The 21,895-nt window shown below is 61.6% G+C and carries 25 protein-coding genes; 17 read left to right on the forward strand and 8 right to left on the reverse strand.

Going from position 1 to position 21,895, the window contains the following annotated elements:
* Nucleotides 1-29: 29 nt before the first annotated feature.
* From LOY45_RS06000 to recX, 11 genes are all read left to right on the forward strand, one after another.
* Nucleotides 30-2,090 carry a phage tail tape measure protein gene (locus tag LOY45_RS06000; RefSeq protein WP_258578863.1) on the forward strand — a complete coding sequence of 687 codons (2,061 nt, stop codon included), beginning with the start codon at nt 30-32 and terminating at the stop codon, nt 2,088-2,090.
* A gap of 9 nt (nt 2,091-2,099) precedes the next feature.
* Nucleotides 2,100-2,945, forward strand: a complete 846-nt coding sequence (locus tag LOY45_RS06005) for a phage tail protein (RefSeq protein WP_115088342.1) — start codon at nt 2,100-2,102, stop codon at nt 2,943-2,945.
* Nucleotides 2,920-3,126 carry a tail protein X gene (locus LOY45_RS06010; RefSeq protein WP_115088341.1) on the forward strand — a complete coding sequence of 69 codons (207 nt, stop codon included), beginning with the start codon at nt 2,920-2,922 and terminating at the stop codon, nt 3,124-3,126. Before LOY45_RS06005 ends, LOY45_RS06010 begins: the two co-directional genes overlap by 26 nt.
* Before the next feature lie 68 nt (nt 3,127-3,194).
* Nucleotides 3,195-4,226, forward strand: a complete 1,032-nt coding sequence (locus tag LOY45_RS06015; protein ID WP_258578864.1) for a phage late control D family protein — start codon at nt 3,195-3,197, stop codon at nt 4,224-4,226.
* Nucleotides 4,227-4,255: 29 nt separating this feature from the next.
* Entirely contained in the window at nt 4,256-4,807 is a 552-nt protein-coding gene (locus tag LOY45_RS06020) for a glycoside hydrolase family 19 protein (protein ID WP_258578865.1), read from the forward strand.
* Complete coding sequence (locus LOY45_RS06025) at nt 4,804-5,304, forward strand: lysis system spanin subunit (RefSeq protein ID WP_115088338.1); 501 nt, start codon at nt 4,804-4,806, stop codon at nt 5,302-5,304. Before LOY45_RS06020 ends, LOY45_RS06025 begins: the two co-directional genes overlap by 4 nt.
* Before the next feature lie 43 nt (nt 5,305-5,347).
* Nucleotides 5,348-6,658, forward strand: coding sequence for a colicin-like pore-forming protein (locus LOY45_RS06030; RefSeq protein WP_115088337.1), 1,311 nt, complete (start codon nt 5,348-5,350; stop codon nt 6,656-6,658).
* Nucleotides 6,659-6,685: 27 nt separating this feature from the next.
* Nucleotides 6,686-7,258 carry a hypothetical protein gene (locus tag LOY45_RS06035; RefSeq protein ID WP_134063968.1) on the forward strand — a complete coding sequence of 191 codons (573 nt, stop codon included), beginning with the start codon at nt 6,686-6,688 and terminating at the stop codon, nt 7,256-7,258.
* A gap of 14 nt (nt 7,259-7,272) precedes the next feature.
* Nucleotides 7,273-7,755 (forward strand): CinA family protein, encoded by a 483-nt coding sequence (locus LOY45_RS06040; protein WP_115088335.1) that lies wholly within the window; start codon nt 7,273-7,275, stop codon nt 7,753-7,755.
* Between the two features lie 103 nt (nt 7,756-7,858).
* Nucleotides 7,859-8,926: a recombinase RecA gene (gene recA, locus LOY45_RS06045; protein ID WP_115088334.1), complete on the forward strand. Its 1,068-nt coding sequence runs from the start codon at nt 7,859-7,861 to the stop codon at nt 8,924-8,926.
* Nucleotides 8,927-8,934: 8 nt separating this feature from the next.
* Entirely contained in the window at nt 8,935-9,402 is a 468-nt protein-coding gene (gene recX, locus LOY45_RS06050) for a recombination regulator RecX (RefSeq protein WP_038996683.1), read from the forward strand.
* Nucleotides 9,403-9,406: 4 nt separating this feature from the next.
* Here recX and LOY45_RS06055 read toward each other — a convergent pair whose 3' ends face one another.
* The gene (locus LOY45_RS06055) at nt 9,407-10,525 is read right to left on the reverse strand and encodes an LOG family protein (RefSeq protein ID WP_115088333.1); all 1,119 of its coding nucleotides are present in this window, start codon (nt 10,523-10,525) and stop codon (nt 9,407-9,409) included.
* A gap of 395 nt (nt 10,526-10,920) precedes the next feature.
* On the opposite strand from LOY45_RS06055, the gene LOY45_RS06060 reads away from it, so the two are divergent.
* Nucleotides 10,921-11,121 (forward strand): hypothetical protein, encoded by a 201-nt coding sequence (locus LOY45_RS06060; protein WP_115088332.1) that lies wholly within the window; start codon nt 10,921-10,923, stop codon nt 11,119-11,121.
* Nucleotides 11,122-11,126: 5 nt separating this feature from the next.
* Here LOY45_RS06060 and LOY45_RS06065 read toward each other — a convergent pair whose 3' ends face one another.
* Nucleotides 11,127-11,543: a quorum-sensing-regulated virulence factor family protein gene (locus LOY45_RS06065; protein WP_258578866.1), complete on the reverse strand. Its 417-nt coding sequence runs from the start codon at nt 11,541-11,543 to the stop codon at nt 11,127-11,129.
* A 236-nt stretch (nt 11,544-11,779) separates the two neighbouring features.
* Here LOY45_RS06065 and LOY45_RS06070 point away from each other — a divergent pair, with 236 nt between their 5' ends.
* The 3 genes from LOY45_RS06070 (at nt 11,780) to LOY45_RS06080 (ending at nt 13,842) form a co-directional block, all read left to right on the forward strand.
* Nucleotides 11,780-12,490 carry a tRNA-uridine aminocarboxypropyltransferase gene (locus LOY45_RS06070; protein ID WP_115088330.1) on the forward strand — a complete coding sequence of 237 codons (711 nt, stop codon included), beginning with the start codon at nt 11,780-11,782 and terminating at the stop codon, nt 12,488-12,490.
* A 260-nt stretch (nt 12,491-12,750) separates the two neighbouring features.
* Nucleotides 12,751-13,401 (forward strand): response regulator transcription factor ErdR, encoded by a 651-nt coding sequence (erdR, locus tag LOY45_RS06075; RefSeq protein WP_115088329.1) that lies wholly within the window; start codon nt 12,751-12,753, stop codon nt 13,399-13,401.
* A gap of 75 nt (nt 13,402-13,476) precedes the next feature.
* Nucleotides 13,477-13,842, forward strand: coding sequence for a diacylglycerol kinase (locus tag LOY45_RS06080; RefSeq protein ID WP_115088328.1), 366 nt, complete (start codon nt 13,477-13,479; stop codon nt 13,840-13,842).
* Here LOY45_RS06080 and LOY45_RS06085 read toward each other — a convergent pair.
* Nucleotides 13,839-14,765 (reverse strand): LysR family transcriptional regulator, encoded by a 927-nt coding sequence (locus LOY45_RS06085; protein ID WP_010224761.1) that lies wholly within the window; start codon nt 14,763-14,765, stop codon nt 13,839-13,841. The two genes, LOY45_RS06080 and LOY45_RS06085, sit on opposite strands and share 4 nt — an antisense overlap.
* Nucleotides 14,766-14,884: 119 nt before the next feature.
* Between LOY45_RS06085 and fpr the strand changes: the two genes are divergently transcribed.
* Nucleotides 14,885-15,664 (forward strand): ferredoxin-NADP reductase, encoded by a 780-nt coding sequence (gene fpr, locus LOY45_RS06090; protein WP_003222277.1) that lies wholly within the window; start codon nt 14,885-14,887, stop codon nt 15,662-15,664.
* A gap of 50 nt (nt 15,665-15,714) precedes the next feature.
* Here fpr and tsaA read toward each other — a convergent pair whose 3' ends face one another.
* The 5 genes from tsaA to rimO form a co-directional block, all read right to left on the reverse strand.
* Complete coding sequence (tsaA, locus tag LOY45_RS06095) at nt 15,715-16,410, reverse strand: tRNA (N6-threonylcarbamoyladenosine(37)-N6)-methyltransferase TrmO (RefSeq protein WP_134063966.1); 696 nt, start codon at nt 16,408-16,410, stop codon at nt 15,715-15,717.
* A 7-nt stretch (nt 16,411-16,417) separates the two neighbouring features.
* Nucleotides 16,418-16,879 (reverse strand): YehS family protein, encoded by a 462-nt coding sequence (locus tag LOY45_RS06100; RefSeq protein ID WP_115088326.1) that lies wholly within the window; start codon nt 16,877-16,879, stop codon nt 16,418-16,420.
* Nucleotides 16,880-16,928: 49 nt separating this feature from the next.
* The gene (locus tag LOY45_RS06105; RefSeq protein WP_115088325.1) at nt 16,929-17,639 is read right to left on the reverse strand and encodes an rRNA pseudouridine synthase; all 711 of its coding nucleotides are present in this window, start codon (nt 17,637-17,639) and stop codon (nt 16,929-16,931) included.
* A gap of 130 nt (nt 17,640-17,769) precedes the next feature.
* Entirely contained in the window at nt 17,770-18,240 is a 471-nt protein-coding gene (locus LOY45_RS06110) for a GNAT family N-acetyltransferase (protein ID WP_115088324.1), read from the reverse strand.
* A 90-nt stretch (nt 18,241-18,330) separates the two neighbouring features.
* A complete protein-coding gene (rimO, locus tag LOY45_RS06115) occupies nt 18,331-19,668 on the reverse strand; it encodes a 30S ribosomal protein S12 methylthiotransferase RimO (RefSeq protein ID WP_115088323.1) in 1,338 nt (445 codons plus the stop codon).
* A 268-nt stretch (nt 19,669-19,936) separates the two neighbouring features.
* Between rimO and LOY45_RS06120 the strand changes: the two genes are divergently transcribed.
* Nucleotides 19,937-21,835, forward strand: coding sequence for a potassium transporter Kup (locus tag LOY45_RS06120; RefSeq protein WP_115088321.1), 1,899 nt, complete (start codon nt 19,937-19,939; stop codon nt 21,833-21,835).
* Nucleotides 21,836-21,895: the final 60 nt, after the last annotated feature.

Here is a 21,895-nt window from a genome sequence, read left to right on the forward strand (position 1 = left end):
AGCCTGTGGCGTGGCTATAGGGGAATCAGATGACGAGCAATCCGCCATTGAAACTGGAGCTCGGTGCCACCGCCGCATTCACGGTAGGCATTGCGTTCAAGTCGGTCGAAGACCGAATCAAGAAAAACACCAGGGTTCTGGAGAGCATTTACGCTGGGCTCTTAAGCTTGCGCAACGGCGGGACGCCTGCGTCGCAAGGCAGCTTCGCCTGGTTGGGTGAGCTGCGGCCCTACCTGCAAGCAACGCTGAACCTGCTTGAGCAGCAAGTCGTTGCGCTGGGCCGGTTTCGTCAGCAGCAAGTATCGGTGGCTGTGGACAAGGCCGCGCCGCCGGCAACGGAGGTAGCACCCGAGAGAGACAACCTGAAAGTCATCGAGGACCTTCCGGTACTCGGCGAGGCATTGAAGATCTCTCGGGCGTTGCTGCTACCCACCCAGATCAGCGCACAGTTTCAAAAGATCACCCGCGACATTGCGATCAGCGCCGGGGGAGCCGACGGAACGGACCCTTCGGCGCAGGAGCAGGCGATCATCGCCAAGGTGGCGGCGATCACCGAGGCAACCGGGATGGAGCGTAACCAGGCAGCCGAGCTGATCAAGCAGTTGTTCGACACGGGGATGGGCCTGGATAAAGCCCTGGACTTTGCCCCCGCGACGGCCAAGTTCTCGGTTGGCCAGGATGTGTCAGCCAAGGAGGCGGCACGCCTGGTCGGCGAGGTTCAGAAGAACCCTCGGGTGCGTGGACCGGATGAACTGGAAAAGGCGCTGGAGCACATTGTGTTTCAGCGCAAGGGTACCGGCGAAGGAGTTGCCGACAGCCTGTCTGCGTCGCAGAACCAAGGATTGGACCAGGCCCTGGACAGTAAGGAACCCTCGAAGGCCACGGGCGTGCTCGACAGGGATCTGGTCGCACGCCGGGGGACTTCCGATCAGCGTTTGACCGAAGCGTCCAACGCAGTTGACGAATCGCTGCGCAGCCTGGGTGATTCCATGCGGCCGTTGACGGATGGATTGGCCGAGACCGTGACTGGCATGGCCAAGGCATTCACTGGCGCTCCGGATGCGATCAAGTGGTTGATAGCGGGTGCCACCGTGCTCGGTACGACGTTCCTCGCACTCAAAGGCGGTGAAGCTGCCAAGGGTGTGTTGAGCAAAGGCCTTGAATGGCTCAAAGGCAAGCCGACGTCGGTGGGCGCAGCGGATGATCCGGGGCAGGGCAGTGATCTGTCGAACGTGAATGTGCTCAATGACCCGCTCAATGTGTTCGTCGTCAATGCCAGTGACATGGGTTGTTGCGTGAGAAAGCCGGGTCAGCGACGCAAGCCGTCCCGAAACGGACGAAAGGCGCCGCAAGGCCGGACGTCACAACGCAGGGCACCGCAACGCCAGCCTCGTTCAACGACTCGGCGGGCACCGTCGCCCAGAGCACCTGCGCCAGGTCCGTCCACACCACCGCCAGCGCCTCCCGCCAGCCCGGTGGGGACAGCTGGCAAGATTGGTGCGGCGATCAAGGGCGTTCGCGGCCCGGCGTTGCTGACGGCGGGTATCAATACTGTCGCCACGTTCATGACTGCCGACACTCCGGAAGAAAAAGCCGAGGGTTACGGCGCCGCCGCTGGCGGCCTGGTCGGGTCCGTCATCGGTGGAGTCGTCGGCTCGTTCGTCCCGGTAATCGGTACATCGATTGGCGCCGTGCTCGGTGGCATGGCCGGCGAGGCAATTGGTGGCTGGCTGGGCAAGCGCATGGTGTCTTCCGATCAAGAGGCAGAGCCTGCAGACAAGCAGGATCAGAGCAGCAAACCGGTGGCGGCACAGCCTGGCGATGTCGCGCGTTCTCTGGCGAGTGCCATGCCTGCAAGCGACGCTCTGCAAGCGCCCATCAAGCCAACGGGGGAGGGCATTGCCCAGCCGCAATCGGTCACCCAGCAATTCACCTTTACCCCCAGCATGCCCATCACGGTCCAGGGCAGTGTTACCGACCCTGCGCTGCTCGCCCAGAACCTGCAGGCCCTGGTCCGCCGTGAATTCGAGGAGCTGATGCGCATGGCGACCTCTCGGCAGTTGTCCGACGTTCCACATGTGTATGTTTAAGGAGAGTCCATGACCTACATGCAGCAGTTACAGTCGGCGCTGAGCTCCGTGGTGGCGGCAGGGCAGGCGGGGCGGCGGAGCGCCGATGAAATGCTGGCGCCCATGAACGGTGCTGTCAGCGACATCAGCGGCGCAGTCGCCGAGCTTGAGGCCATCCCATTTGTCGGGCCGATCATCGGGGCAAAGTTGCAACGTACGATGCGCGCCATTCATAGCGCACAAGCGACCGTCAACCGTGTCTCGGCCAAATACGACCAGGGATTGGCCGTGGTGGTGCAGGTGCAGGAGCGGGTTCAGGCATTCGGCGAGCAGGCTGCAAAGGCCGCGGCGACGATCAACCGAATTGCCGGCAAGATCAGCCCGTCGCTGGGCAATATCCTGCCCACCGGCAGTTTTGCGCCTCAGGTGACACCGGCTGCGGAGGCAGTCAAACCGTTCCCGCACTTGTTGATCCTGCAACCGCTGGATGGCGAGTCGCCGGGTTACTACTTCAACCTCGATACGGCGGCCTTCGAAGAGCTGCGTCGCCAGACCAGCTTTCGCTGGGTCGGCCAGGAGCGCCTGACGCGCAGTGCTGCCCAGCAGGCGGTGGGCCTTGGCGAGGAAAAAATCAATATCAGGGGGGCGATATTCCCGACCTTCAAGGGTGGCCTTGGCCAGTTACAGACGTTGCGCAGCATCGGACGGCTGTTACGTCCCCTGAGCCTGATCACCGGTTACGGCGAGGTGCTGGGCAACTGGTGCCTGCTCGGCATCGATGAAGACCAGAGCAACTTACTGGCGGGTGGCATCCCGCGAAAACAGGGTTTCACATTGGAGTTTGTGAGTTATGGCGACGACCTGCAGAACCTCTGAAGGGGACGTGCTCGACACCCTTTGCCATCACTACTACGGGCATCTCAATGGCAGCGTCGAGACGGTGCTCAATGCCAATCAGGGGCTGGCCGACGAACCCCAGCCATTTCGTGCCGGGGTGCTGGTTCAATTGCCAGAGCTGATCAACGCTGCCAATGCCACGGTGCAGCTATGGGACTGACGCTCCGGACTTGCGTACAACCAGCAGACCCCGCTTCGTGCGGGGTCTGCTTTTCTGGAGCATGAGCCATGCAACCTGTGTTTCGTATCGTCGCCGATGGCAACGACATTACTGCGCTAATCAATGATCGCTTATTGCTGCTGCGCACCTCGGACAAGCCTGGCATGGAGTCGGACGATTTCGAGTTGCGTATCGATGATCGCGATGGCGCGGTTACCTTGCCTGCACGCGGGGCACTCATCGAGGTTCATCTGGGGTACGCCGGTCAGACGTTGACCCGTCTGGGGCGCTACACGGTGGATGAAGTCGAGTTATCCGGCCCGCCTGACAGCATCGTCATCCGTGGCAAGGCCAGCGACATGCGCGGTACCGGCAAGACCACGCGCAGCGGCAGCTGGGAGGGCATCCCGTTGCAGCAGATCGTGCGCGACATTGCCGCACGCAACGGCTGGCAGCCGGCGTGCCCGGTGTTGACCAGGGTGCTACGGGTCGATCAGCTCAACGAGTCGGACTTCAACTTCATCACCCGCCTGGCCAAGCAGTACGACTGCACCGCCAAGATTGGCGACGGCGTCCTGCTGGTGCTGCCGCGTCAGGGTGGGCAGAGCGCTAGTGGCAAGGCGCTTGGCGTGGTTGGCCTGCGTCGTGCGGACGTCACCCGTTGGCAGTTTCGCCTGGCCGACAAGGGGACTTACAAGGCGGTGCAGACCCGCCATCAGGACAAGCGTAGTGGTCAGCTCGTGGTGGTCGACCTGGCGAACGACGAGACGCCGCAGGGGATGGCGCCGGTTCACACTGACCGCCACCTTTACCCTGACAAGGCCTCCGCCGAGCAGGTGGCCAAAGCCAGGCTGGCGGCGCTCAACCGCAGTACCGCCAGTGTCCGTCTGGATATGCCCGGGCGTACAGATGTGTTTACCGAGCGGAGCGTGGAATTGAAGGGCTTCAAGATCGGACTCGATGGTGAGTACCTGGTGGAGTCGGTGGAGCAGGTGTTCACGGCTTCCGGCTGGACGACCACGGTCGAATGCAATGGTGGCAAGCAGGGCAAGGCCCGGGCCAAGGGCGCCAGACCGCGCAAGGGCGGTGATTCCCGTTGAATGGACTTAGCAATACGCGTGAGGAATCTATGGAGCTAACTGAAAAAACGCTGAAATTGATTTTCCCCGACGCCCGCCAGCAAGCGGGCGTTTTCGTTCCTGCGTTGAAAGTCGCCATGGCCCGTTGGGAAATCGACACCCCGCGGCGCAAAGCGGCTTTCCTCGCCCAGATCGGGCATGAGTCCGGCCAGTTGCGCTATGTGAAAGAGCTGGGCAACGATCGCTACCTGGCGCGCTACGACACCGGCACCCTGGCCCTGCGCCTGGGCAATACCCCCGAAGCTGATGGCGACGGCCAGCTGTATTGCGGCCGCGGCCTGATCCAGGTCACCGGGCGCAACAACTATCGGGCCTGCAGCATGGCCCTGTTCAGTGACGAGCGCCTGCTCAAGCAACCGCAACTGCTCGAACAGCCGCAATGGGCGGCTGAGTCGGCGGCCTGGTTCTGGCACTCGCGCGGCCTCAATCAACTGGCAGACCGCGGCGAATTCAATCGTATCACCCGGCATATCAATGGCGGGCTCAACGGCCTGGAGGATCGCCTGAGACTCTGGGCGCGGGCCCGTGAGGTGCTGTGTTGAACCGCCTGCAGCTCGGAGCATTGCTGCTGCTGACGCTGCTGGCCTGTGCGCTGACCTGGCAGGTCCAGGGCTGGCGCATGGGCCGGCAATTGGCGGAGCAAGCCGAACTGCATGGGCGGGAATGGCAAGCACAGGCCGAATCCGCTGCCGCGCAACTGGTCGCCGAACGCCTGCAACGCCAGGGGCTGGCGCAACGGTTGGAGGTCAGTGAGCAACACCATTATCAGGAGCTACTCGATGCCCAACAGACTCAGGCACGCCTGCGTGATCGCCTGGCTACTGCTGACCTGCGGCTGTCGGTCCTGGTCGAGCGCGACGCCGCCGGTTGCGCCGGCCTGCCTGCCACCGCCGGCACCGGCAGCGTGGATCATGACCCCGTACGCGCCCGACTTGACCCGGCGCATGCTCGACGAATTATCGCCATCACCGAAGACGGTGACCGCGGACTGATCGCCTTGCGCGCTTGCCAGGCGTACGTGCGCGGGCTGGTGCGCTGAGCGCACATTTATTTAATGACGTTTCAACGAAAAGGACTTTGTAATGGGTGAAAAGAATATTGTTGTCGATCGTGGCATTCCGCCGGGCAACACCGGCAACGGCAGTGGTGGTGCCGGTAGTGGCGGGATACTCGGCGGCTTCTGGGGCGCTGGTGATATCAGCTCCGTGGTCGGTTCCGTGTCGGTATCGATCGACGGCGTCAGCAAAACCGCCGGCCCGGCGTTCAATGGCGCGGTGGTGTTCAACTCCACCATCGTCGAATCGGTGTTGTCCGGGGACGGCTGGCCCAGTATCGACGCCTACTACGATGTTGGCGTAGGGGTCTGGGGCATTCTTCCCTACCAGATCCTGGAAGTGCGCGACGAGATTCGCGGCAGTTTCGTGGTCAAGGAGCGCAACCTGCCGGCTACCCTCGACGCCGAGCAAAAAGCCGCCGAAGCCGCGGCAGGCAGTGATGCTGCCCTGAGCCCGGCACAAAAGCTTGAACGCTCCGTCAGTGCGGTGAAAGGGATGATGGCCAAGCGCGATGAACTGATCAAGTTCAACCGCCTGCGCCTGTCCACCTCGCCCGGCAGCGAGCTGCTCGAGCGCAACATCGACAAGATGGTCGCTGAGTTGAAAACCCTCGACGACGAGCAGATCCCGCCTGCCATCGACCAGGTACTGGACGTGCTGACCGCTGGCTTGAGCCTGCATGTCGACCTCAGTGCCAATGCCATGCTTCAGGAAAAGCTCGACAAGCTGCAGGCGCAAGCGCGCGAGGCCGCGGAGCAGGAGGCGTACAAAAGTGCGTTGGCCTTTGCCAGTGATGTCGGCAAGGAAGTCTCCAGCCGCTTCGGCACACAGATGGGCAAGGCTGCAGAGGAACTGAAGCAAGGCATCGCTGGCAAGACGGTCAAAAGCTACGATCAAGCCATGCAGGCGTTTGAAAAACTCACGCGCAACCCGGGCTTCAAGATGAACCAGAAGGACACCGCCGCCATCGCCCAGGCCCTCAACGCCCTGGATGCGGCAACCTATGCCGACAACCTGCAACGCTTGGGCAAGGCCTTTGGCGTCACCGGTAAAGTGGTCCAGGCAACGACCCTGGCGCAGAAGGCGGCCAGCGGTTTCAGCAGCGGTGAATGGAAACCGTTTTTTCTCGAGCTTGAAAGCATTGCCGTGGGTACGCTGGTGGGGGCTGCCGCCGGTGCAGTGCTGGGGGCGGGCCTGGCGCTGGTGCTGGCACCCGGCTTGGCCGCTGGTGCGGGTATCATTGCCACGGGGGTGATTCTGGCTGCCGTTTCGTCTTATATCGATGCGCAGGCTATGGAGTCATTCAATCAGATGGTGCTCAATGCAGTAGCACCCTGACGAGCAAATGAAAGGGCGGATTGAAGGATGAATGTGCTGAAAGGGAGCGAACAGCAGGGTGCCTACCTGCATATCCCGTACCTGCTGATTGCCGTCAGCCTGCTACCGATCTTGCTGTTGGCCTGGCGGGTACCTGCCGAGGCACATGAGGGCTTCTACTTCGAGCTTGACCGATTTCTCGATGGCTGTTTGTTTGGCCAGGTGGGTGTCTGGTCGTCGCTCTTCCCGCTGACGGCCAAGGCAATCGGCAACTACATTGCCGTGGCGGCTCCGGTTTTCTCCTTGTGGATCACGGTAGGTATCATGAGGCGATCGCGGCTGCAGCCGGCTGCGCCTCCTCAGGTCTCTATCGGCAAATATGCCGTGATCGCCTTGGGTTGTGTGCTGCTGGATGCTTTTCTGATCTACCAGAACTATTTTACGTTCACCGACTTTGCCACTCACTCGAGGAAATTTCGCTTTTTCGGGTTGAGCGTGGCGTTCTTTCCATTTGTCGCGATGCTGTCACTGTTGGCGTTCTATGTGATGGCATTCTTCAGTTACAACCTGCTGTTTCGCTTCCCTCGTGAGGTACTGGCGCGGCGCAAGCATCTGCACTGAACAAGGAGCTTGTCATGGACCCGATCACTGCACTGTCCGCCCGCCTGGGGGAACATCTGCGCCGCTTCAATGCCCAGGTGACTACGGCCGAATCCTGCACCGGTGGTGGCATTGCCGAGGCCATTACCCGCATTCCGGGCAGCTCGGCCTGGTTCGAAGCCGGTTACGTAACCTATTCCAACAGCCAGAAGACCCGCCAGCTGGCGGTGCCCGAGGCGCTGTTCGCTCAAGTAGGGGCGGTCAGCCAGGAAGTGGTCGAGGCCATGGTCCGTGGCGCCCAGGCCGCCAGTGGCGCGCGTTTTGCCGTGGCGGTCAGCGGCGTGGCCGGGCCTGATGGCGGCTCGCCGACGAAACCGGTGGGTACGGTATGGCTGGCCTGGGCCGATGGCAGCGATGTCAGCAGCGAGCGCAGGCACTTCGACGGCGACCGTGACGCGGTTCGCCGACAAACGGTAATCGCCGCGCTAGAGGGCTTGTTACAGCTTGGTGCAGAGTAAATCGCACATCGGGGGTAGGCGGGAAGAAAACCCTGTGGAATAATACTGGCTACTTATACAGGTGTTCTGGCCGTCAGGCCCTATCGATTACGTGAGGACTTCAATGGACGACAACAAGAAGCGCGCCTTGGCTGCGGCCCTGGGGCAAATCGAGCGTCAATTCGGTAAAGGCGCGGTCATGCGCATGGGCGATCACGAGCGCCAGGCGATTCCGGCCATTTCCACCGGCTCCCTGGGCCTGGACATTGCCCTGGGCATTGGCGGTCTGCCAAAAGGTCGTATCGTCGAAATCTACGGCCCTGAGTCGTCCGGTAAAACCACCCTGACCCTGTCGGTGATTGCCCAGGCACAGAAAGCTGGCGCTACCTGTGCCTTCGTCGACGCCGAGCACGCCCTGGACCCGGAATACGCCGGCAAGCTGGGCGTCAACGTCGACGACCTGCTGGTCTCGCAGCCGGACACCGGCGAACAGGCCCTGGAAATCACCGACATGCTGGTGCGCTCCAACGCTGTTGACGTGATCATCGTCGACTCCGTGGCAGCCCTGGTACCCAAGGCCGAGATCGAAGGCGAAATGGGCGACATGCACGTGGGCCTGCAGGCTCGTCTGATGTCCCAGGCGCTGCGTAAAATCACCGGTAACATCAAGAATGCCAACTGCCTGGTGATCTTCATCAACCAGATCCGCATGAAAATCGGCGTGATGTTCGGCAGCCCGGAAACCACCACCGGTGGTAACGCGCTGAAGTTCTATGCTTCGGTCCGTCTCGACATCCGCCGTACCGGCGCGGTGAAGGAAGGCGACGAAGTGGTCGGCAGCGAAACCCGGGTCAAAATCGTCAAGAACAAGGTGGCGCCGCCATTCCGTCAGGCTGAGTTCCAGATCCTCTACGGCAAGGGCATCTACCGCAACGGCGAAATCATCGACCTCGGCGTGCTGCACGGCTTCCTGGAAAAAGCCGGTGCCTGGTACAGCTACCAGGGCAGCAAGATCGGTCAGGGCAAGGCCAACTCGGCCAAGTTCCTCCAGGAGAACCCGGAAATCGCCGCGACTCTCGAGAAGCAGATCCGCGACAAGCTGCTGAATGCCGGTGCCGTTGAAGCGGCTGGCAAAGCTGCTGCGGTTACTGCTGAGCCTGAAGACGATGTGGCCGAAGCTGACGCCTACTGATCGCCCCCATGTCCGCCGTACTCGATACCCCCGTCGCCGTAAGGCGGACAGCCATGGACCTGCTCGCACGTCGCGAGCACGGTCGAGTCGAGCTGACGCGCAAGTTGCGTCAGCGCGGCGCTCCCCCCGAATTGATTGATCAGGAGCTCGACCGTCTGACGGAAGAGGGCCTGCTCAGTGAAGCCCGTTACCTGGAAAGCTTCATCAGCTACCGTTCACGCTCGGGCTATGGCCCTGCGCGTATTCGTGAAGAGCTGGGCCAGCGCGGGCTGCACCGTGGTGATATCGACCAGGCCCTGCGTGAATGCGGGGTGGACTGGTCGGCCCGGTTACTGGATGTCTGGCAGCGCAAGTTTGCCGGCCAGTTACCTGTCGATCCGCGCAGCCGCGCACAGCAAACCCGTTTTCTGGTTTACCGTGGCTTCTCCATGGAGTCGGTCGGCCGCCTGTTGAGCGGCCGAGGGCTGGACGACTGACGGCTCAGGTGACTTTCAGCGCTTCACGTGCCCGTTGGGTGGTGTGCATGGGCTCCGGCTTGGCCCAGTTTTCCGACAGGTTGATGAAGTCCACCAGTTCGCGCAGGCGTCCCTGATCGCGCCCGTTAAAGGCAAAGGCCAGGCGTGTCAAATGACTGAAGCGGGCTTCGTCATGCTGCTCGCCTCCGTAGGCGTGCTGATGAAAGTTGCCGCTCAGGCGCAAATCGGCAAACCCTTCCTGCAAATCAAACAATGCCGCTTCACTGAGCGGATGCTGCATGCGGATCACAAACTGGTTCTTCAGCCAGCGGCTGGAGTGGTAGTTACTGTAGAACTGGTTGATTTCTTCCACCGCTTCGTCGGCGGTGTACACCAGGCGCAGCAGTTTCATGTCGCTGGGCAGGATGTAGCGGTTCTCTTCCAGTTGGCGGGTGATGAAATTCAGGGCTTCCTGCCAGAAGGTGCCGCCTGGCGAATCCAGCAGTACTACCGGCACCAGCGGACTTTTGCCGGTCTGGATCAGGGTCAGTACTTCCAGGGCTTCATCCAGGGTACCGAACCCGCCTGGGCACAGGACCAGGGCGTCGGCCTCCTTGACGAAGAACAGCTTGCGAATGAAGAAGAAATGAAACGGCAGCAACTTGTCGGTGCCGTCCACCGTGGCGTTGGCATGTTGCTCGAAGGGTAGGGTGATGTTGAAGCCCAGGCTGTGTTCCACCCCTGCGCCTTCATGGGCGGCGGCCATGATGCCGCCACCGGCGCCGGTAATCACCATCAGGTCGGAGCGTGCCAGGGTTGCGCCAAGTTCTCGGGCCAGGGCATACATCGGGTGTTCAATGGGTGTTCGAGCCGAGCCAAACACCGTGACCTTGCGGCGCCCCTTGTACTGTTCAAGGGTGCGAAAGGCGTGATCAAGCTCGCGCAGGGCTTGCAGGGTGATCTTGGCGTTCCAGCGGTTGCGGTCGTCATGGGCCATGCGCAGGACGGTCAGCATCATGTCGCGGTACAGCGGCAGGTTGGGGCTGTTGGGCGCGACCAGGTTCAGTTGTTCTTCAATCTTGCTCAGGTCGATTCCGTTGTTCCTGAAGTGACTCGATAGCAGTTCGTTCGGTTGGTAAGGCATTCAAACGTCTCCTTCTGCAGCAAAACCTCTGACCGGGTGGCAATGGGCTGCCCGGCCGCGACACTGCATGTGTCGCTGGCTGCCGTGGCTCGAGTGTGGCCCCCGAGCATTGCAGTAGACCTGCAAGGTCTCAGTGCAGTGGTAATGGGTCCATACAACTTATTGTTCTTCATGTCTTCGAGTGCAACGCATAGCAGCAATGGGCAACCCCCTTTGCTTGCCCGAAAAATACAGGGTGGTTGCTATCAATCTAGACCCTGGCGCGTGTTTATGCAGGATGATCCGCTCTGAACCGGGCATGAGCAGGGACCGCTCGTCAGCCAGGATCCAATCATTGCGTGGGTCTGGTTAACTGAAAGTCCAGAGCGACAGTCGCGGTGCAGGGAGGCTGCAGCATGCAACGGCTTAACCTAGAGCTCGACGAGCAGCTGTACCGGATGCTTGAGCGCGCGGCGCAGGCCAATAACCTGAGCCTTGAACAGGAGTGCCTGCGACGGCTGGGGGGAGGGGAGCGGCACTCGCGGTATATCCAGGCGCTGGTGGCCGAACTGCGCGCCGATGAAAAACAGCGGCGCGACAGGGAGCGAGTGGCCTAAAACAGTTACTTCTGGATTTTCAGGCCACAGCTGGCGGCATTGAATGCCTGTTCGCTAACCGGGCGGTTGGTGTTGTACTCGGTGAAGCGGTAGGTCAGCACCGCGCCTTTGGCGAGCAACTGGCGAAAGCCGGAGTTCTTGCACACGCTGTCACCCAACTGGCTGCGCACCCTGTTCGGGTCGGCCTGCATTTTTTGCGCATGGCTGGGGAGCACACTCAGGTGATTGATCAGCTGTTTGCCTTCGACGGTGTAGCCCTGGTCGAGGATGTCTTCGTTGATCGCCCGCGGCGTGCCCACGCTGCTCTGCTTGGCAACTTTTTGCAGCATCTGGCTCAGCTCGTATTCCTGCTTGGACGCAGCATTTGCCGCCAGTGGCAGGGCGAGCAACAGGCTCAAGGACGGGGCGATGAAACGCAGCATGAATCTCTCCTGGTTCAGTAACTGGCAATTGGACCAACAACGGCGCACGGTGTTCCGTCACGGGCGCAACGGCAATGCCAGCGGGTAGCGACAGGTTGAGGATTATAGGGAGTCGGCGCTAGAGCTGCACGGCAAATCCCGTCAACCAGTAGGCAGGCTCTGATAAACTGTGCGGGTTTTCTGTCTTGCCGAGTCCGAGCAGTGCCATCCCTTTCTTGCCCACGTTGTGCCCAGTCATGAGCCATGCCGTATCGCGCCTGCGCGCCGAGCGCCTGGCGCGCAGTGTCAAACCCTTCGTTGCCCGCGGCTCCCGGGCGCCGCGCTGTCCTCAATGCCGGGTGATTTTCAGCTATTGCCTGTGTGCCTGGCGCCCGCAAGTGCCGGCCGATTCAGGCATGTGCCTGCTGATGCATGACACCGAGCCACTCAAACCGACCAATACCGGCTGGCTGATCGCCGACCTGATTGCCGACACCTCGGCATTCGGCTGGCAGCGTACGGCCGTCGACGAGTCCTTGCTGGCCTTGCTCGAGCAGCCGCACTGGCAGCCTTACATTGTCTTCCCCGGCGAGTTCGTCGAGCCTGGGCGGGTGGTCAACGAGGTGGCGCGCGTACCGGGCAAGCGTCCGCTGTTCATCCTGCTGGACGCCACCTGGACCGAAGCCCGCAAGATGTTTCGCAAGAGCCCGTACCTGAACCGTTTTCCGGTACTGAGCCTGCAACCGGAGCAGATTTCGCGCTATCGCCTGCGCCGCTCCAAGCGTGACGATCACTTTTGCACCGCCGAAGTGGCGGCCATGTGCCTGGAACTGGCGGGTGATCAACGCGCTGCCGAGGCGCTGGACGCCTACCTGGACGTGTTCACCACCCATTACCTGAGTGCCAAGCATCAATTGCCGCTGGATGAACAGGACACCGTGCACCAGCGTTTGCATACCTTCCTATAGTACAAGGGGCAGGCGCGGCACTTTGCGGCATAATGCTCGGATTGGTGGCCAGGGGGGCGAGCAGGGGCGGGTATTGAACTTGACCACCCGATCCAGGCTCGGCATCCTTGGCGCCGATTCGGGCACGACGAAGGCTTGAAACGCTGTTTTTCCTGGCCTCGATGTGCCTTTTGGGCTTACGGCGTTGCCGTAGCCTCGAGTTGCCCGCCAGGCGCCTATTCTTCCTTCCTGCGCCTGCACAGAACAGGATCATTAGATCGATGGCCACATACGAAATCCTGATTGCCGACGACCACCCGCTGTTTCGCAGTGCGTTGCGCCAGGCCGTCACCCTGGGCCTGGGCCCGGATGTACGTCTGGTTGAAGTGGCAAGCATCGCCGAACTGGAAACCCGCCTGACTGAAAAGTCCGACTGGGACCTGGTGCTGCTGGACCTGAACATGCCTGGAGCCTACGGGTTCTCCGGGCTGGTCCTGTTGCGCGGGCAGTATCCGCAGATTCCGGTGGTGATGGTCTCGGCGCAGGAAGAAGCCGCAGTCGTGGTCAAGTCGCGTGAGTTCGGCGCCAGTGGTTTCATCCCCAAATCGAGCCCGCTGGAAGTGATTCAGGACGCCGTGCAGAAGGTCCTCGATGGTGAGGTCTGGTGGCCGCCGCAGGCCTTCGAGAAAGTCGACGTGTCCGCCGAGGCCAAGGCCGCCAGTGAAGGCCTTGCGAGCCTGACGCCGCAACAGTTCCGGGTGCTGACCATGGTCTGTGAGGGCTTGCTGAACAAGCAGATCGCTTACGAGCTTAACGTGTCGGAAGCGACTATCAAGGCCCATGTCACGGCGATCTTCCGCAAGCTCGGCGTTCGTACCCGTACCCAGGCCGCCTTGCTGCTGCAACAACTGGAATCGGTTTCAGCCAGTTAAGGCCATTGGCCTTCACGCTTTTTTAACCCGATCTACACTAGGCTGCAGCGCTTTCAGTGGAATAAGTGATCTTCTATGTCGTCGCCTTTCAAGGGCCAGACCGGCCTTAAACGTATTTTCAATGCCGCGGGCTATTCGTTTGACGGCCTGCGCGCCGCTTTCACTGGCGAGGCTGCGTTCCGGCAGCTGGTGCTGCTCAACGTCTTGCTGATCCCGGTGGCGTTCTGGCTGGATGTCAGCCGCGCCGAGCGGGCGATCCTGATCGCGGTGTGCTTGCTGGGCCTGATTGTCGAACTGCTGAATTCGGCGGTGGAGGCAGCGATCGATCGTATTTCCCTCGATCGCCACCCGTTGTCGAAAAATGCCAAGGACATGGGCAGTGCTGCCCAGTTCGTCGCCCTGAGCATGGTCGGCCTGGTCTGGGCGGTGATCCTGCTTTAAGCAATGGTCGGCAGGACGATCTCGTCGCTGCGGCTGACGCCTGCGGTAAAGCTTCTGCACAGTTCAAGAAACTCGCGCATGGCGGAAGTCTGGTACTTCTGCTTGTGCCAGATGAAGAAGAACTGCCGGGCCAGGTCCAGTTCGGGGGTTTCCACCGGCACCAGGCTGCCGCGACGAAATGCGTCGCGCAGGGCCAGGCGCGAGATGCAGCCAATGCCCAGGCCCGACTCGACCGCCCGTTTGATCGCCTCGGTGTGTTCCAGCTCCAGGCGGATGTTGAGGTTCGAGCGGTGGTGACGCATGGCCTGATCAAAGGTCAGGCGCGTGCCGGAGCCTTGTTCGCGCAGGATCCAGGCCTCGTGGGTCAACTCTTCCATGCTTGCCTGGCCGCGTTTGGCCAGCGGGTGCTGAGGCGCGCAGAACACCACCAGTTCATCCTCGACCCAGGGCTGGACTTCCAGATCCGGATGGTTGCAGTCGCCTTCGATTAGACCCAGATCAATTTCGTAATGGGCAACCTGTTGCACGATATGCGCAGTGTTCTGTACATGCAGCTTGACCTGGCTTTCCGGGTGAATCTGCATGAAGCTGCCGATCAACAGGGTGGCCAGGTAATTGCCGATGGTCAGGGTCGCGCCCACCGCCAGCGAGCCGAAACCCGACTTGCCGTTGAGCAGGTCCTCGATTTCCTTGGCCTGGTCGAGCAGGGCCACCGCCTGGGGCAGCAGTTGATGGCCCAAGGCGTTGAGGCTCAGGCGTTTACCGGCGCGGTCGAACAGCTGGCAGCTGGACTGGCGCTCAAGTTCAGTGATCGATGTACTGGCGGCCGACTGCGATAACGCCAGTATCCCAGCGGCCCGCGAGACGCTTTGGTACTGGGCCACGGCAACGAACACCTGGAGCTGACGAAGGGTAAATCGCATATCTATATAACCGATAAGGCATATCTTGATAATTCATTTAACAGATATTGTCGCTGGCACTAAACTATTGCGCAATCGCGCTCTCGCTTAGCGCCGCGTTTTTCTTCAGGAGCCCGTACATGAGCAACATGAACCACGAACGTGTCCTCAGTGTTCACCACTGGAACGACACCCTGTTCAGCTTCAAGTGCACCCGCGACCCGGGCCTGCGCTTCGAGAACGGTCAGTTCGTGATGATCGGCCTGCAACAGCCAAATGGCCGCCCGCTCATGCGCGCCTACTCGATTGCCAGCCCGAACTGGGAAGAGCATCTGGAGTTCTTCAGCATCAAGGTGCCGGACGGCCCGCTGACCTCCCAGCTGCAGCACCTGAAGGAAGGCGATGAGATCATCATCAGCAAGAAGCCTACCGGTACCTTGGTACTCGACGACCTGAACCCGGGCAAGCACCTGTACCTGCTCAGCACCGGTACTGGCCTGGCGCCGTTCATGAGCGTCATCCAGGACCCGGAAACCTACGAGCGTTTCGAGAAAGTGATCCTGGTCCACGGCGTACGCTACGTCAACGAGGTCGCCTACCGCGAATTCATCACCGAGCACCTGCCGCAGAACGAATTCTTCGGCGAGGCGCTGCGTGACAAGCTGATCTACTACCCGACCGTAACCCGCGAGCCGTTCGAAAACCAGGGCCGCCTGACCGACCTGATGCGCAGTGGCAAGCTGTTCAGCGACATCGGCCTGCCACCGATCAACCCGCAGGACGACCGTGCGATGATCTGCGGTAGCCCGAGCATGCTCGACGAGACCAGCGAAGTGCTCGACAGCTTCGGCCTGAAGATCTCGGCGCGTATGCGCGAGCCGGGTGATTACCTGATCGAGCGTGCATTCGTCGAGAAGTAAGCGGCGCTGAAAACAAAAAAAAGCAGGCTTCGGCCTGCTTTTTTTGTGCCCTACTGGTCCATCACCACTTCCAGCAGCCGGATCTGATCCGGCTGCGGGTAGTGCCAGCGCACCTGTACATCCCAGAACTTGACCCCGTACACGCGCTCGGGTGGCGGTACCTGGTAGGCCGGGCGCGGGTCCTGGGCCAGGCATTGTTCAATCAGCTCCACCAGTGGCTCGGCGAGGCGCAGGGCGTGCTCGCGTGCCTGGCACAGGGCAGTATCGCTCCAGCTCACCGCAATCGGCGCAGGCGGCGCATCAGCCATGCGGTTGACCGCTCCGGCCACCGAATCGGCGTAGGGCACGTAGGGTTTGATATCGAGCACCGGCGTGCCATCGAGCAGGTCGATACCAGACAACCACAAGCGACCGGCCTCGACCTTCTCCAGCCTGACCACCGACTGACCAATACCGTTGGGCCGGTGGGTAGCCCGGGTGGCGAACACGCCCATGGACTTGTTGCCGCCCAGCCGTGGCGGGCGCACCTTCAGCCGTGGCTTGTCTTCCAGGGCCTGGTGGAACAGGAACAGCAGCCAGACATGGCTGACCTGCTCCAGCCCGGCCACGGCCTCGCCGTTGTCGTAGGGCGGCAGCAACTCCAATACCCCACGGGCAGCCGGTGCCAGTTGTGGCTGGCGCGGAATGGCGAACTTTTCCTTGAAGCAGGAGCGAACGTGGCCGATTGGAGCAACGCTGTAGTTCATCGGGGAATCAGCCACGAACCCGCAGGGTCAGGCCCTTGAGGAAGTTGCGCAGCAACTGGTCGCCGCATGGGCGGTAGTTGTTATGGCCGACTTTGCGGAACAGGGCGCTGAGCTCCGGTTTCGATACAGGGAAGTCGGCGGCCTTGAGGATCGCATGCAGGTCGTCTTCCTTCAGCTCGAAAGCCACGCGCAGCTTCTTCATGACGATGTTGTTAGTCACCGGCAGTTCGATGGGCAGTGGCGGGCGGCTGTCGTCCTTGCCGCGCTTGAAGATCACCAGGCCGTCGAGAAAGTAAGCGATGACTTCGTCCGGGCAGCGCACGAAGCCTTCTTCGTCTTCCTTCTTGAGGTAGGAGGCGATGTCGGCGAGGGACACCTCGAAGCCGGTCAACTTGATGATATCGGTGAGCTTGGCGTCGTTGACGTCCAGCAGGTAGCGCAGGCTGCGCAGTACATCGTTGTGAATCATGGGGACAATCCTGTTCAGGGGCGCCGTCTGGGTGACGGCGCCGTGTTGCTTAGAATCTTTCGCTGGTTGCCAGGTAGCGCCACTGGCCCAGTGGCAGCTTGCTCATGGCGACCCCGCCCAGGCGAATCCGGCGCATGCTCACCGGCGTGACCCCAACACTGCTGCAGAGCAGGTTGATGAGCCCGGCTGGCGGGTTTTTCAGGACCATGCGCAGGCGCGTTTCGTTCTGCCAGCTGGCCTTGATCTTCGGCAGTTCGTTGCCTTTCCAGTTGAAGCCACGGTTCAGGCGCTCCAGGCCGTGGGCAATCATTTCGCCGCTGACTTCGACGATGTATTCCTGTTCGAGCTTGGCCAGGTCGGCATCAAGCTTGCGGGTCACGCGCCAGTCCTGGGTGAACACCTGCAGGCCGCTGGCACCTTGCTGCAAGGGGGCGGCGCAGCTCAGGCGGGCGAAGTGGCCCTTGAGCGGGCGACGGCTGTAGCTGTGCTCTTGCGAGAGGCTATCGGCGCTGATACTGGCACAGGCGCTGTCGAGGTCGAGCTCGGCGGGCTGGTTGAGCAGCAGGGTGACCGGCTCCAGGGCTTCGGCCTTGGCGCCCTGGCGCAATTCGACCTTGTGCTCGGTGACCTTGAACTGCGGCTCGTCGATCACGGTGCCGTTCACCGTGACCCAGCCGCCCTCGATGTACAGCTCGGCCTCCCGCCGGGAGCAACCGACCAGTTCGATAAGGCGTTTGGAAAGGCGAATGGGTTCAGACATGACGACAGCCGTAGACACAGGGAAAGGTGCCCATTGTAACTGCCCCGGCGGGGTTGGGGCCGGGAACATTCGTTGATCCGGCCATTAATCTGCAGTTTCGTCATTTTTCAGAGGGGGATTACACAGACCTTCAGCCGGTGCGGGCAGACTGCGTACGAATCAGCCTCATGTGAAGTAGGGGATAGGGCTGGCCCATGCCGTCCGTTTCTGAGCGGCCCACCACCTCGAAGCCCTGGCGCAGGTAGAAGCCCAGGGCCTGGGCGTTCTGCTCGTTGACGTCCAGTTGCTCGGCGTGCAGTTCATCGATGGCCACCCGCAGCAGTCGCGAGCCCAGGCCCTGGCCGCGCATCTCGGGGTCGATGAAGAGCATCTCCACGCGCCCGCCGGCGACCCCGGCAAAGCCATGGACACGCTGCCTGGTATCTTTACAGCAGATCAGCATCACCGCGTCCAGGTACTGGCTGAGCAGCAGCTCGCGCAGCAGGCAGATGTAACTGTCGGGGAGAAAGTCATGGGTGGCACGCACGGACGCTTCCCACACCCGCGCCAGCTCCGGGTAGTCACGCAGGCCAGGGGTCTGCACGGTCATATGCCTGCGCATTGCGGTGGTCTCCTCGGGGCAACTGAAGAAACCATAGTTGCAAAAAAAAGCCCCGCCATTGCTGGCAGGGCTTTTTTTATCGGCGCCGAATCAGATCGGTTCGGCCCACATGTCGTACTCGTCGGCGTCGGTCACTCGGCAGCGTACCGTGTCGCCCGGCTTGAAGCCGTGGTTGCCGTCGATGAACACGTTGCCGTCGATTTCCGGGGCATCGAAGAAGCTGCGGCCAACCGAGCCTTCTTCTTCAACTTCATCGATCAGCACGTCGATTTCCTTGCCGATGCGCAGTTGCAGTCGCGCGGTGCTGATGGCCTGCTGGTGGGCCATGAAGCGGTCCCAGCGCTCCTGCTTGATGTCGTCCGGGACTTCATCCAGGCCCAGGTCGTTGGCCGGGGCGCCTTCAACTGGCGAGTACTGGAAGCAGCCGACGCGATCAAGTTGGGCTTCGGTCAGCCAGTCGAGCAGATACTGGAAGTCTTCTTCGGTTTCACCCGGGAAGCCGACGATGAAAGTCGAACGGATGACCAGCTCAGGGCACTGCTCGCGCCAGTTCTTGATGCGCGCCAGAGTGCGGTCTTCGAAGGCCGGACGCTTCATCGATTTGAGCACTTTGGGGCTTGCGTGCTGGAACGGGATGTCCAGGTACGGCAGGATCTTGCCGGCAGCCATCAGCGGGATCACGTCGTCGACGTTCGGGTACGGGTACACATAGTGCAGGCGCACCCAGGCGCCCAGGCTGCTCAGCGCTTCGCACAGCTCGAGCATGCGCGTCTTGACCGGACGGCCGTTCCAGAAGTCGGTCTTGTACTTGACGTCGACGCCGTAGGCGCTGGTGTCCTGGGAGATCACCAGGATTTCCTTGACCCCGGCCTTGACCAGGCGCTCGGCCTCGCTCAGCACTTCGCCGACCGGGCGGCTGACCAGCTTGCCGCGCATCGAGGGGATGATGCAGAAGCTGCAGCTGTGGTTGCAGCCTTCGGAAATCTTCAGGTAAGCGTAGTGGCGCGGGGTCAGCTTGACGCCCTGTGGTGGCACCAGGTCGATCAGCGGGTTGTGGTCCTGGCGCGGCGGCACGACTTCATGCACGGCATTGACCACCTGCTCGTACTGCTGCGGACCGGTCACCGACAATACGCTCGGGTGCACGTCGCGGATGCTGCCTTCCTCGACGCCCATGCAGCCGGTGACGATGACCTTGCCGTTTTCCTTGATGGCTTCGCCAATCACTTCCAGGGATTCGGCCTTGGCGCTGTCGATGAAGCCGCAGGTGTTGACCACCACCACGTCGGCGTCCTGGTAGGTGGGCACGACTTCATAGCCTTCCATGCGCAGCTGGGTCAGGATGCGCTCGGAATCGACCAGGGCCTTGGGGCAACCCAGGGAAACGAAGCCGACCTTGGGCGTGGTGGGCGTAGGGGTGGTGGACATGACTAACCTCGGTGTTGAAGGGCTTGCCTGGCCGGACAGGCGGGCAAACCTGATGGGCGCTTTGGGCGCCTCTGATCAAAAAGTGCGCAATTCTAGCGAGCGCAAAGTCACTTGACCAGCAGAAATACGACGAACGCTCAGCTATGCTTCGCGGCGATATGCCTGCGTTTGCATCGGGCCCTGACAGTGCCGGCGGCGCGATAGCAGAAATCATAGCGTCTGGCGCGAATCTTACCGGCCTCAAGGGTCTTGGTTGCGGGAGTGGTGGATGGTTCAGGCAAGCAGTCAGACCGATAGCGGGCATTCGTCGGCAAAGCCGCTGAGCCTGTTGGTGGCAGCCGTAGGGGTGGTGTACGGCGATATCGGCACCAGCCCCCTGTATACCCTCAAGGAAGTTTTTTCCGGCGGTTATGGCGTGCCGGTCAACCATGACGGCGTGCTGGGCATCCTGGCGTTGATCCTCTGGTCGCTGATCTGGGTGGTGTCGGTCAAGTATGTGCTGTTCATCCTGCGCGCCGACAACCAGGGTGAAGGCGGCATCATGGCCCTTACCGCCCTGGCCCGGCGGGCCTCGGCGCCCTACCCGAAACTCAAGGTGCTGATGGTCGGCTGTGGGCTGATCGGCGCGGCGCTGTTCTACGGCGACAGCATGATCACTCCGGCGATTTCGGTACTGTCGGCGGTGGAGGGCCTGGAACTGGCCTTCGACGGCATCGATCACTGGGTCATTCCGGTGGCGTTGATCGTGCTGGTGGCGTTGTTCCTGATCCAGAAGCACGGTACGGCGCGCATCGGCATCCTCTTCGGGCCGGTGATGGTCACCTGGTTCGTGGTGCTCGGCGCCTTGGGTGTGCATGGCATCATCCAGAGCCCTGAGGTGCTCAAGGCTTTCAACCCGGTCTGGGCGGTGCGCTTCTTTATCGTCCACCCAGGCATGGGCGTGGCGATTCTCGGCGCCGTGGTGCTGGCACTGACTGGCGCCGAAGCACTGTACGCCGACATGGGCCACTTCGGCCGTAAACCCATTGCCCGCGCCTGGTTCGCCCTGGTGCTGCCGGCGCTGGTGCTCAACTACTTCGGCCAGGGTGCCTTGCTGCTACAGAACCCGGAGGCGGCGCGCAACCCGTTCTACTTGCTGGCGCCGAACTGGGCGCTGATACCGTTGGTCGGTTTGTCCACCCTGGCCACGGTGATCGCCTCCCAGGCGGTGATTTCCGGGGCCTTCTCCCTGACCCGCCAGGCGATCCAGCTTGGCTATGTGCCGCGCATGCAGATCCAGCACACCTCCAGTGACGAGCAGGGGCAAATCTACATCGGGGCAGTGAACTGGTCGCTGATGATCGGGGTGATTCTTCTGGTGCTTGGGTTCGAATCCTCCGGGGCGCTGGCCTCGGCCTACGGCGTGGCGGTGACCGGGACCATGTTGATGACCACCTTGCTGGTGTCCACGGTGATGTTGCTGCTGTGGAAGTGGCCGCCGCTGCTGGCGGTACCGATCCTGTTGGGCTTTCTCTTTGTCGATGGCCTGTTCTTCGCCGCCAACGTGCCGAAAGTGGTGCAGGGCGGGGCCTTTCCGGTGCTGGCGGGGATTGTCCTGTTCGTCCTGATGACCACCTGGAAGCGCGGCAAGCAGATCCTGGTCGAGCGCCTGGACGAAGGCAGCCTGCCGTTGCCGCTGTTCATCGGCAGCATTCGCGTGCAGCCGCCGCATCGGGTCGAGGGAACTGCGGTGTTCCTCACTGCGCGCCCGGATGCGGTGCCACATGCCTTGCTGCACAACATGCTGCACAACCAGGTGCTGCATTCGCAGGTGGTGCTGCTGACCGTGGTCAGTGAGGATACGCCGCGGGTACCGGCGCAGGAACGCTTTGAAGTCGAGGCATATGGCGAGGGTTTCTACCGGGTGCTGTTGCACTTTGGCTTCATGGACGAGCCGGATGTGCCAGCGGCGTTGAAGCTCTGCCATCTTGAGGGGTTGGATTTCAGCCCGATGCGTACCACCTACTTCCTCAGCCGCGAGACGGTGATTGCGTCGCGGCTGGTGGGCATGGCGCGTTGGCGGGGGCTGTTGTTTGCCTTTTTGCTGAAGAATGCCAACGGCAATCTGAGGTTCTTCAATTTGCCGTTGAACCGGGTGATCGAGCTGGGTACACAGGTAGAGATATAGGTAGCTGCAAGCTACAAGCCTCAAGCTGCAAGCAAGAGCCGTGCGCGATTGGCTCTAGCT

It is taken from the genome of Pseudomonas wadenswilerensis (genome assembly GCF_024749185.1).
In the GTDB taxonomy this organism is placed as follows: domain Bacteria; phylum Pseudomonadota; class Gammaproteobacteria; order Pseudomonadales; family Pseudomonadaceae; genus Aquipseudomonas; species Aquipseudomonas wadenswilerensis.

Excerpts from the sequence above, each read along its gene's own strand:
- LOY45_RS06000 (WP_258578863.1), top strand. The coding sequence starts at position 30 with ATGACGAGCAATCCGCCATTGAAACTGGAGCTCGGTGCCACCGCCGCA.
- LOY45_RS06005 (WP_115088342.1), top strand. The coding sequence starts at position 2,100 with ATGACCTACATGCAGCAGTTACAGTCGGCGCTGAGCTCCGTGGTGGCG.
- LOY45_RS06010 (WP_115088341.1), top strand. The coding sequence starts at position 2,920 with ATGGCGACGACCTGCAGAACCTCTGAAGGGGACGTGCTCGACACCCTT.
- LOY45_RS06015 (WP_258578864.1), top strand. The coding sequence starts at position 3,195 with ATGCAACCTGTGTTTCGTATCGTCGCCGATGGCAACGACATTACTGCG.
- LOY45_RS06020 (WP_258578865.1), top strand. The coding sequence starts at position 4,256 with ATGGAGCTAACTGAAAAAACGCTGAAATTGATTTTCCCCGACGCCCGC.
- LOY45_RS06030 (WP_115088337.1), top strand. The coding sequence starts at position 5,348 with ATGGGTGAAAAGAATATTGTTGTCGATCGTGGCATTCCGCCGGGCAAC.
- LOY45_RS06035 (WP_134063968.1), top strand. The coding sequence starts at position 6,686 with ATGAATGTGCTGAAAGGGAGCGAACAGCAGGGTGCCTACCTGCATATC.
- LOY45_RS06040 (WP_115088335.1), top strand. The coding sequence starts at position 7,273 with ATGGACCCGATCACTGCACTGTCCGCCCGCCTGGGGGAACATCTGCGC.
- recA (WP_115088334.1), top strand. The coding sequence starts at position 7,859 with ATGGACGACAACAAGAAGCGCGCCTTGGCTGCGGCCCTGGGGCAAATC.
- recX (WP_038996683.1), top strand. The coding sequence starts at position 8,935 with ATGTCCGCCGTACTCGATACCCCCGTCGCCGTAAGGCGGACAGCCATG.
- LOY45_RS06055 (WP_115088333.1), bottom strand. The coding sequence starts at position 10,525 with ATGCCTTACCAACCGAACGAACTGCTATCGAGTCACTTCAGGAACAAC.
- LOY45_RS06060 (WP_115088332.1), top strand. The coding sequence starts at position 10,921 with ATGCAACGGCTTAACCTAGAGCTCGACGAGCAGCTGTACCGGATGCTT.
- LOY45_RS06065 (WP_258578866.1), bottom strand. The coding sequence starts at position 11,543 with ATGCTGCGTTTCATCGCCCCGTCCTTGAGCCTGTTGCTCGCCCTGCCA.
- LOY45_RS06070 (WP_115088330.1), top strand. The coding sequence starts at position 11,780 with ATGAGCCATGCCGTATCGCGCCTGCGCGCCGAGCGCCTGGCGCGCAGT.
- erdR (WP_115088329.1), top strand. The coding sequence starts at position 12,751 with ATGGCCACATACGAAATCCTGATTGCCGACGACCACCCGCTGTTTCGC.
- LOY45_RS06080 (WP_115088328.1), top strand. The coding sequence starts at position 13,477 with ATGTCGTCGCCTTTCAAGGGCCAGACCGGCCTTAAACGTATTTTCAAT.
- LOY45_RS06085 (WP_010224761.1), bottom strand. The coding sequence starts at position 14,765 with ATGCGATTTACCCTTCGTCAGCTCCAGGTGTTCGTTGCCGTGGCCCAG.
- fpr (WP_003222277.1), top strand. The coding sequence starts at position 14,885 with ATGAGCAACATGAACCACGAACGTGTCCTCAGTGTTCACCACTGGAAC.
- tsaA (WP_134063966.1), bottom strand. The coding sequence starts at position 16,410 with ATGAACTACAGCGTTGCTCCAATCGGCCACGTTCGCTCCTGCTTCAAG.
- LOY45_RS06100 (WP_115088326.1), bottom strand. The coding sequence starts at position 16,879 with ATGATTCACAACGATGTACTGCGCAGCCTGCGCTACCTGCTGGACGTC.
- LOY45_RS06105 (WP_115088325.1), bottom strand. The coding sequence starts at position 17,639 with ATGTCTGAACCCATTCGCCTTTCCAAACGCCTTATCGAACTGGTCGGT.
- LOY45_RS06110 (WP_115088324.1), bottom strand. The coding sequence starts at position 18,240 with ATGCGCAGGCATATGACCGTGCAGACCCCTGGCCTGCGTGACTACCCG.
- rimO (WP_115088323.1), bottom strand. The coding sequence starts at position 19,668 with ATGTCCACCACCCCTACGCCCACCACGCCCAAGGTCGGCTTCGTTTCC.
- LOY45_RS06120 (WP_115088321.1), top strand. The coding sequence starts at position 19,937 with ATGGTTCAGGCAAGCAGTCAGACCGATAGCGGGCATTCGTCGGCAAAG.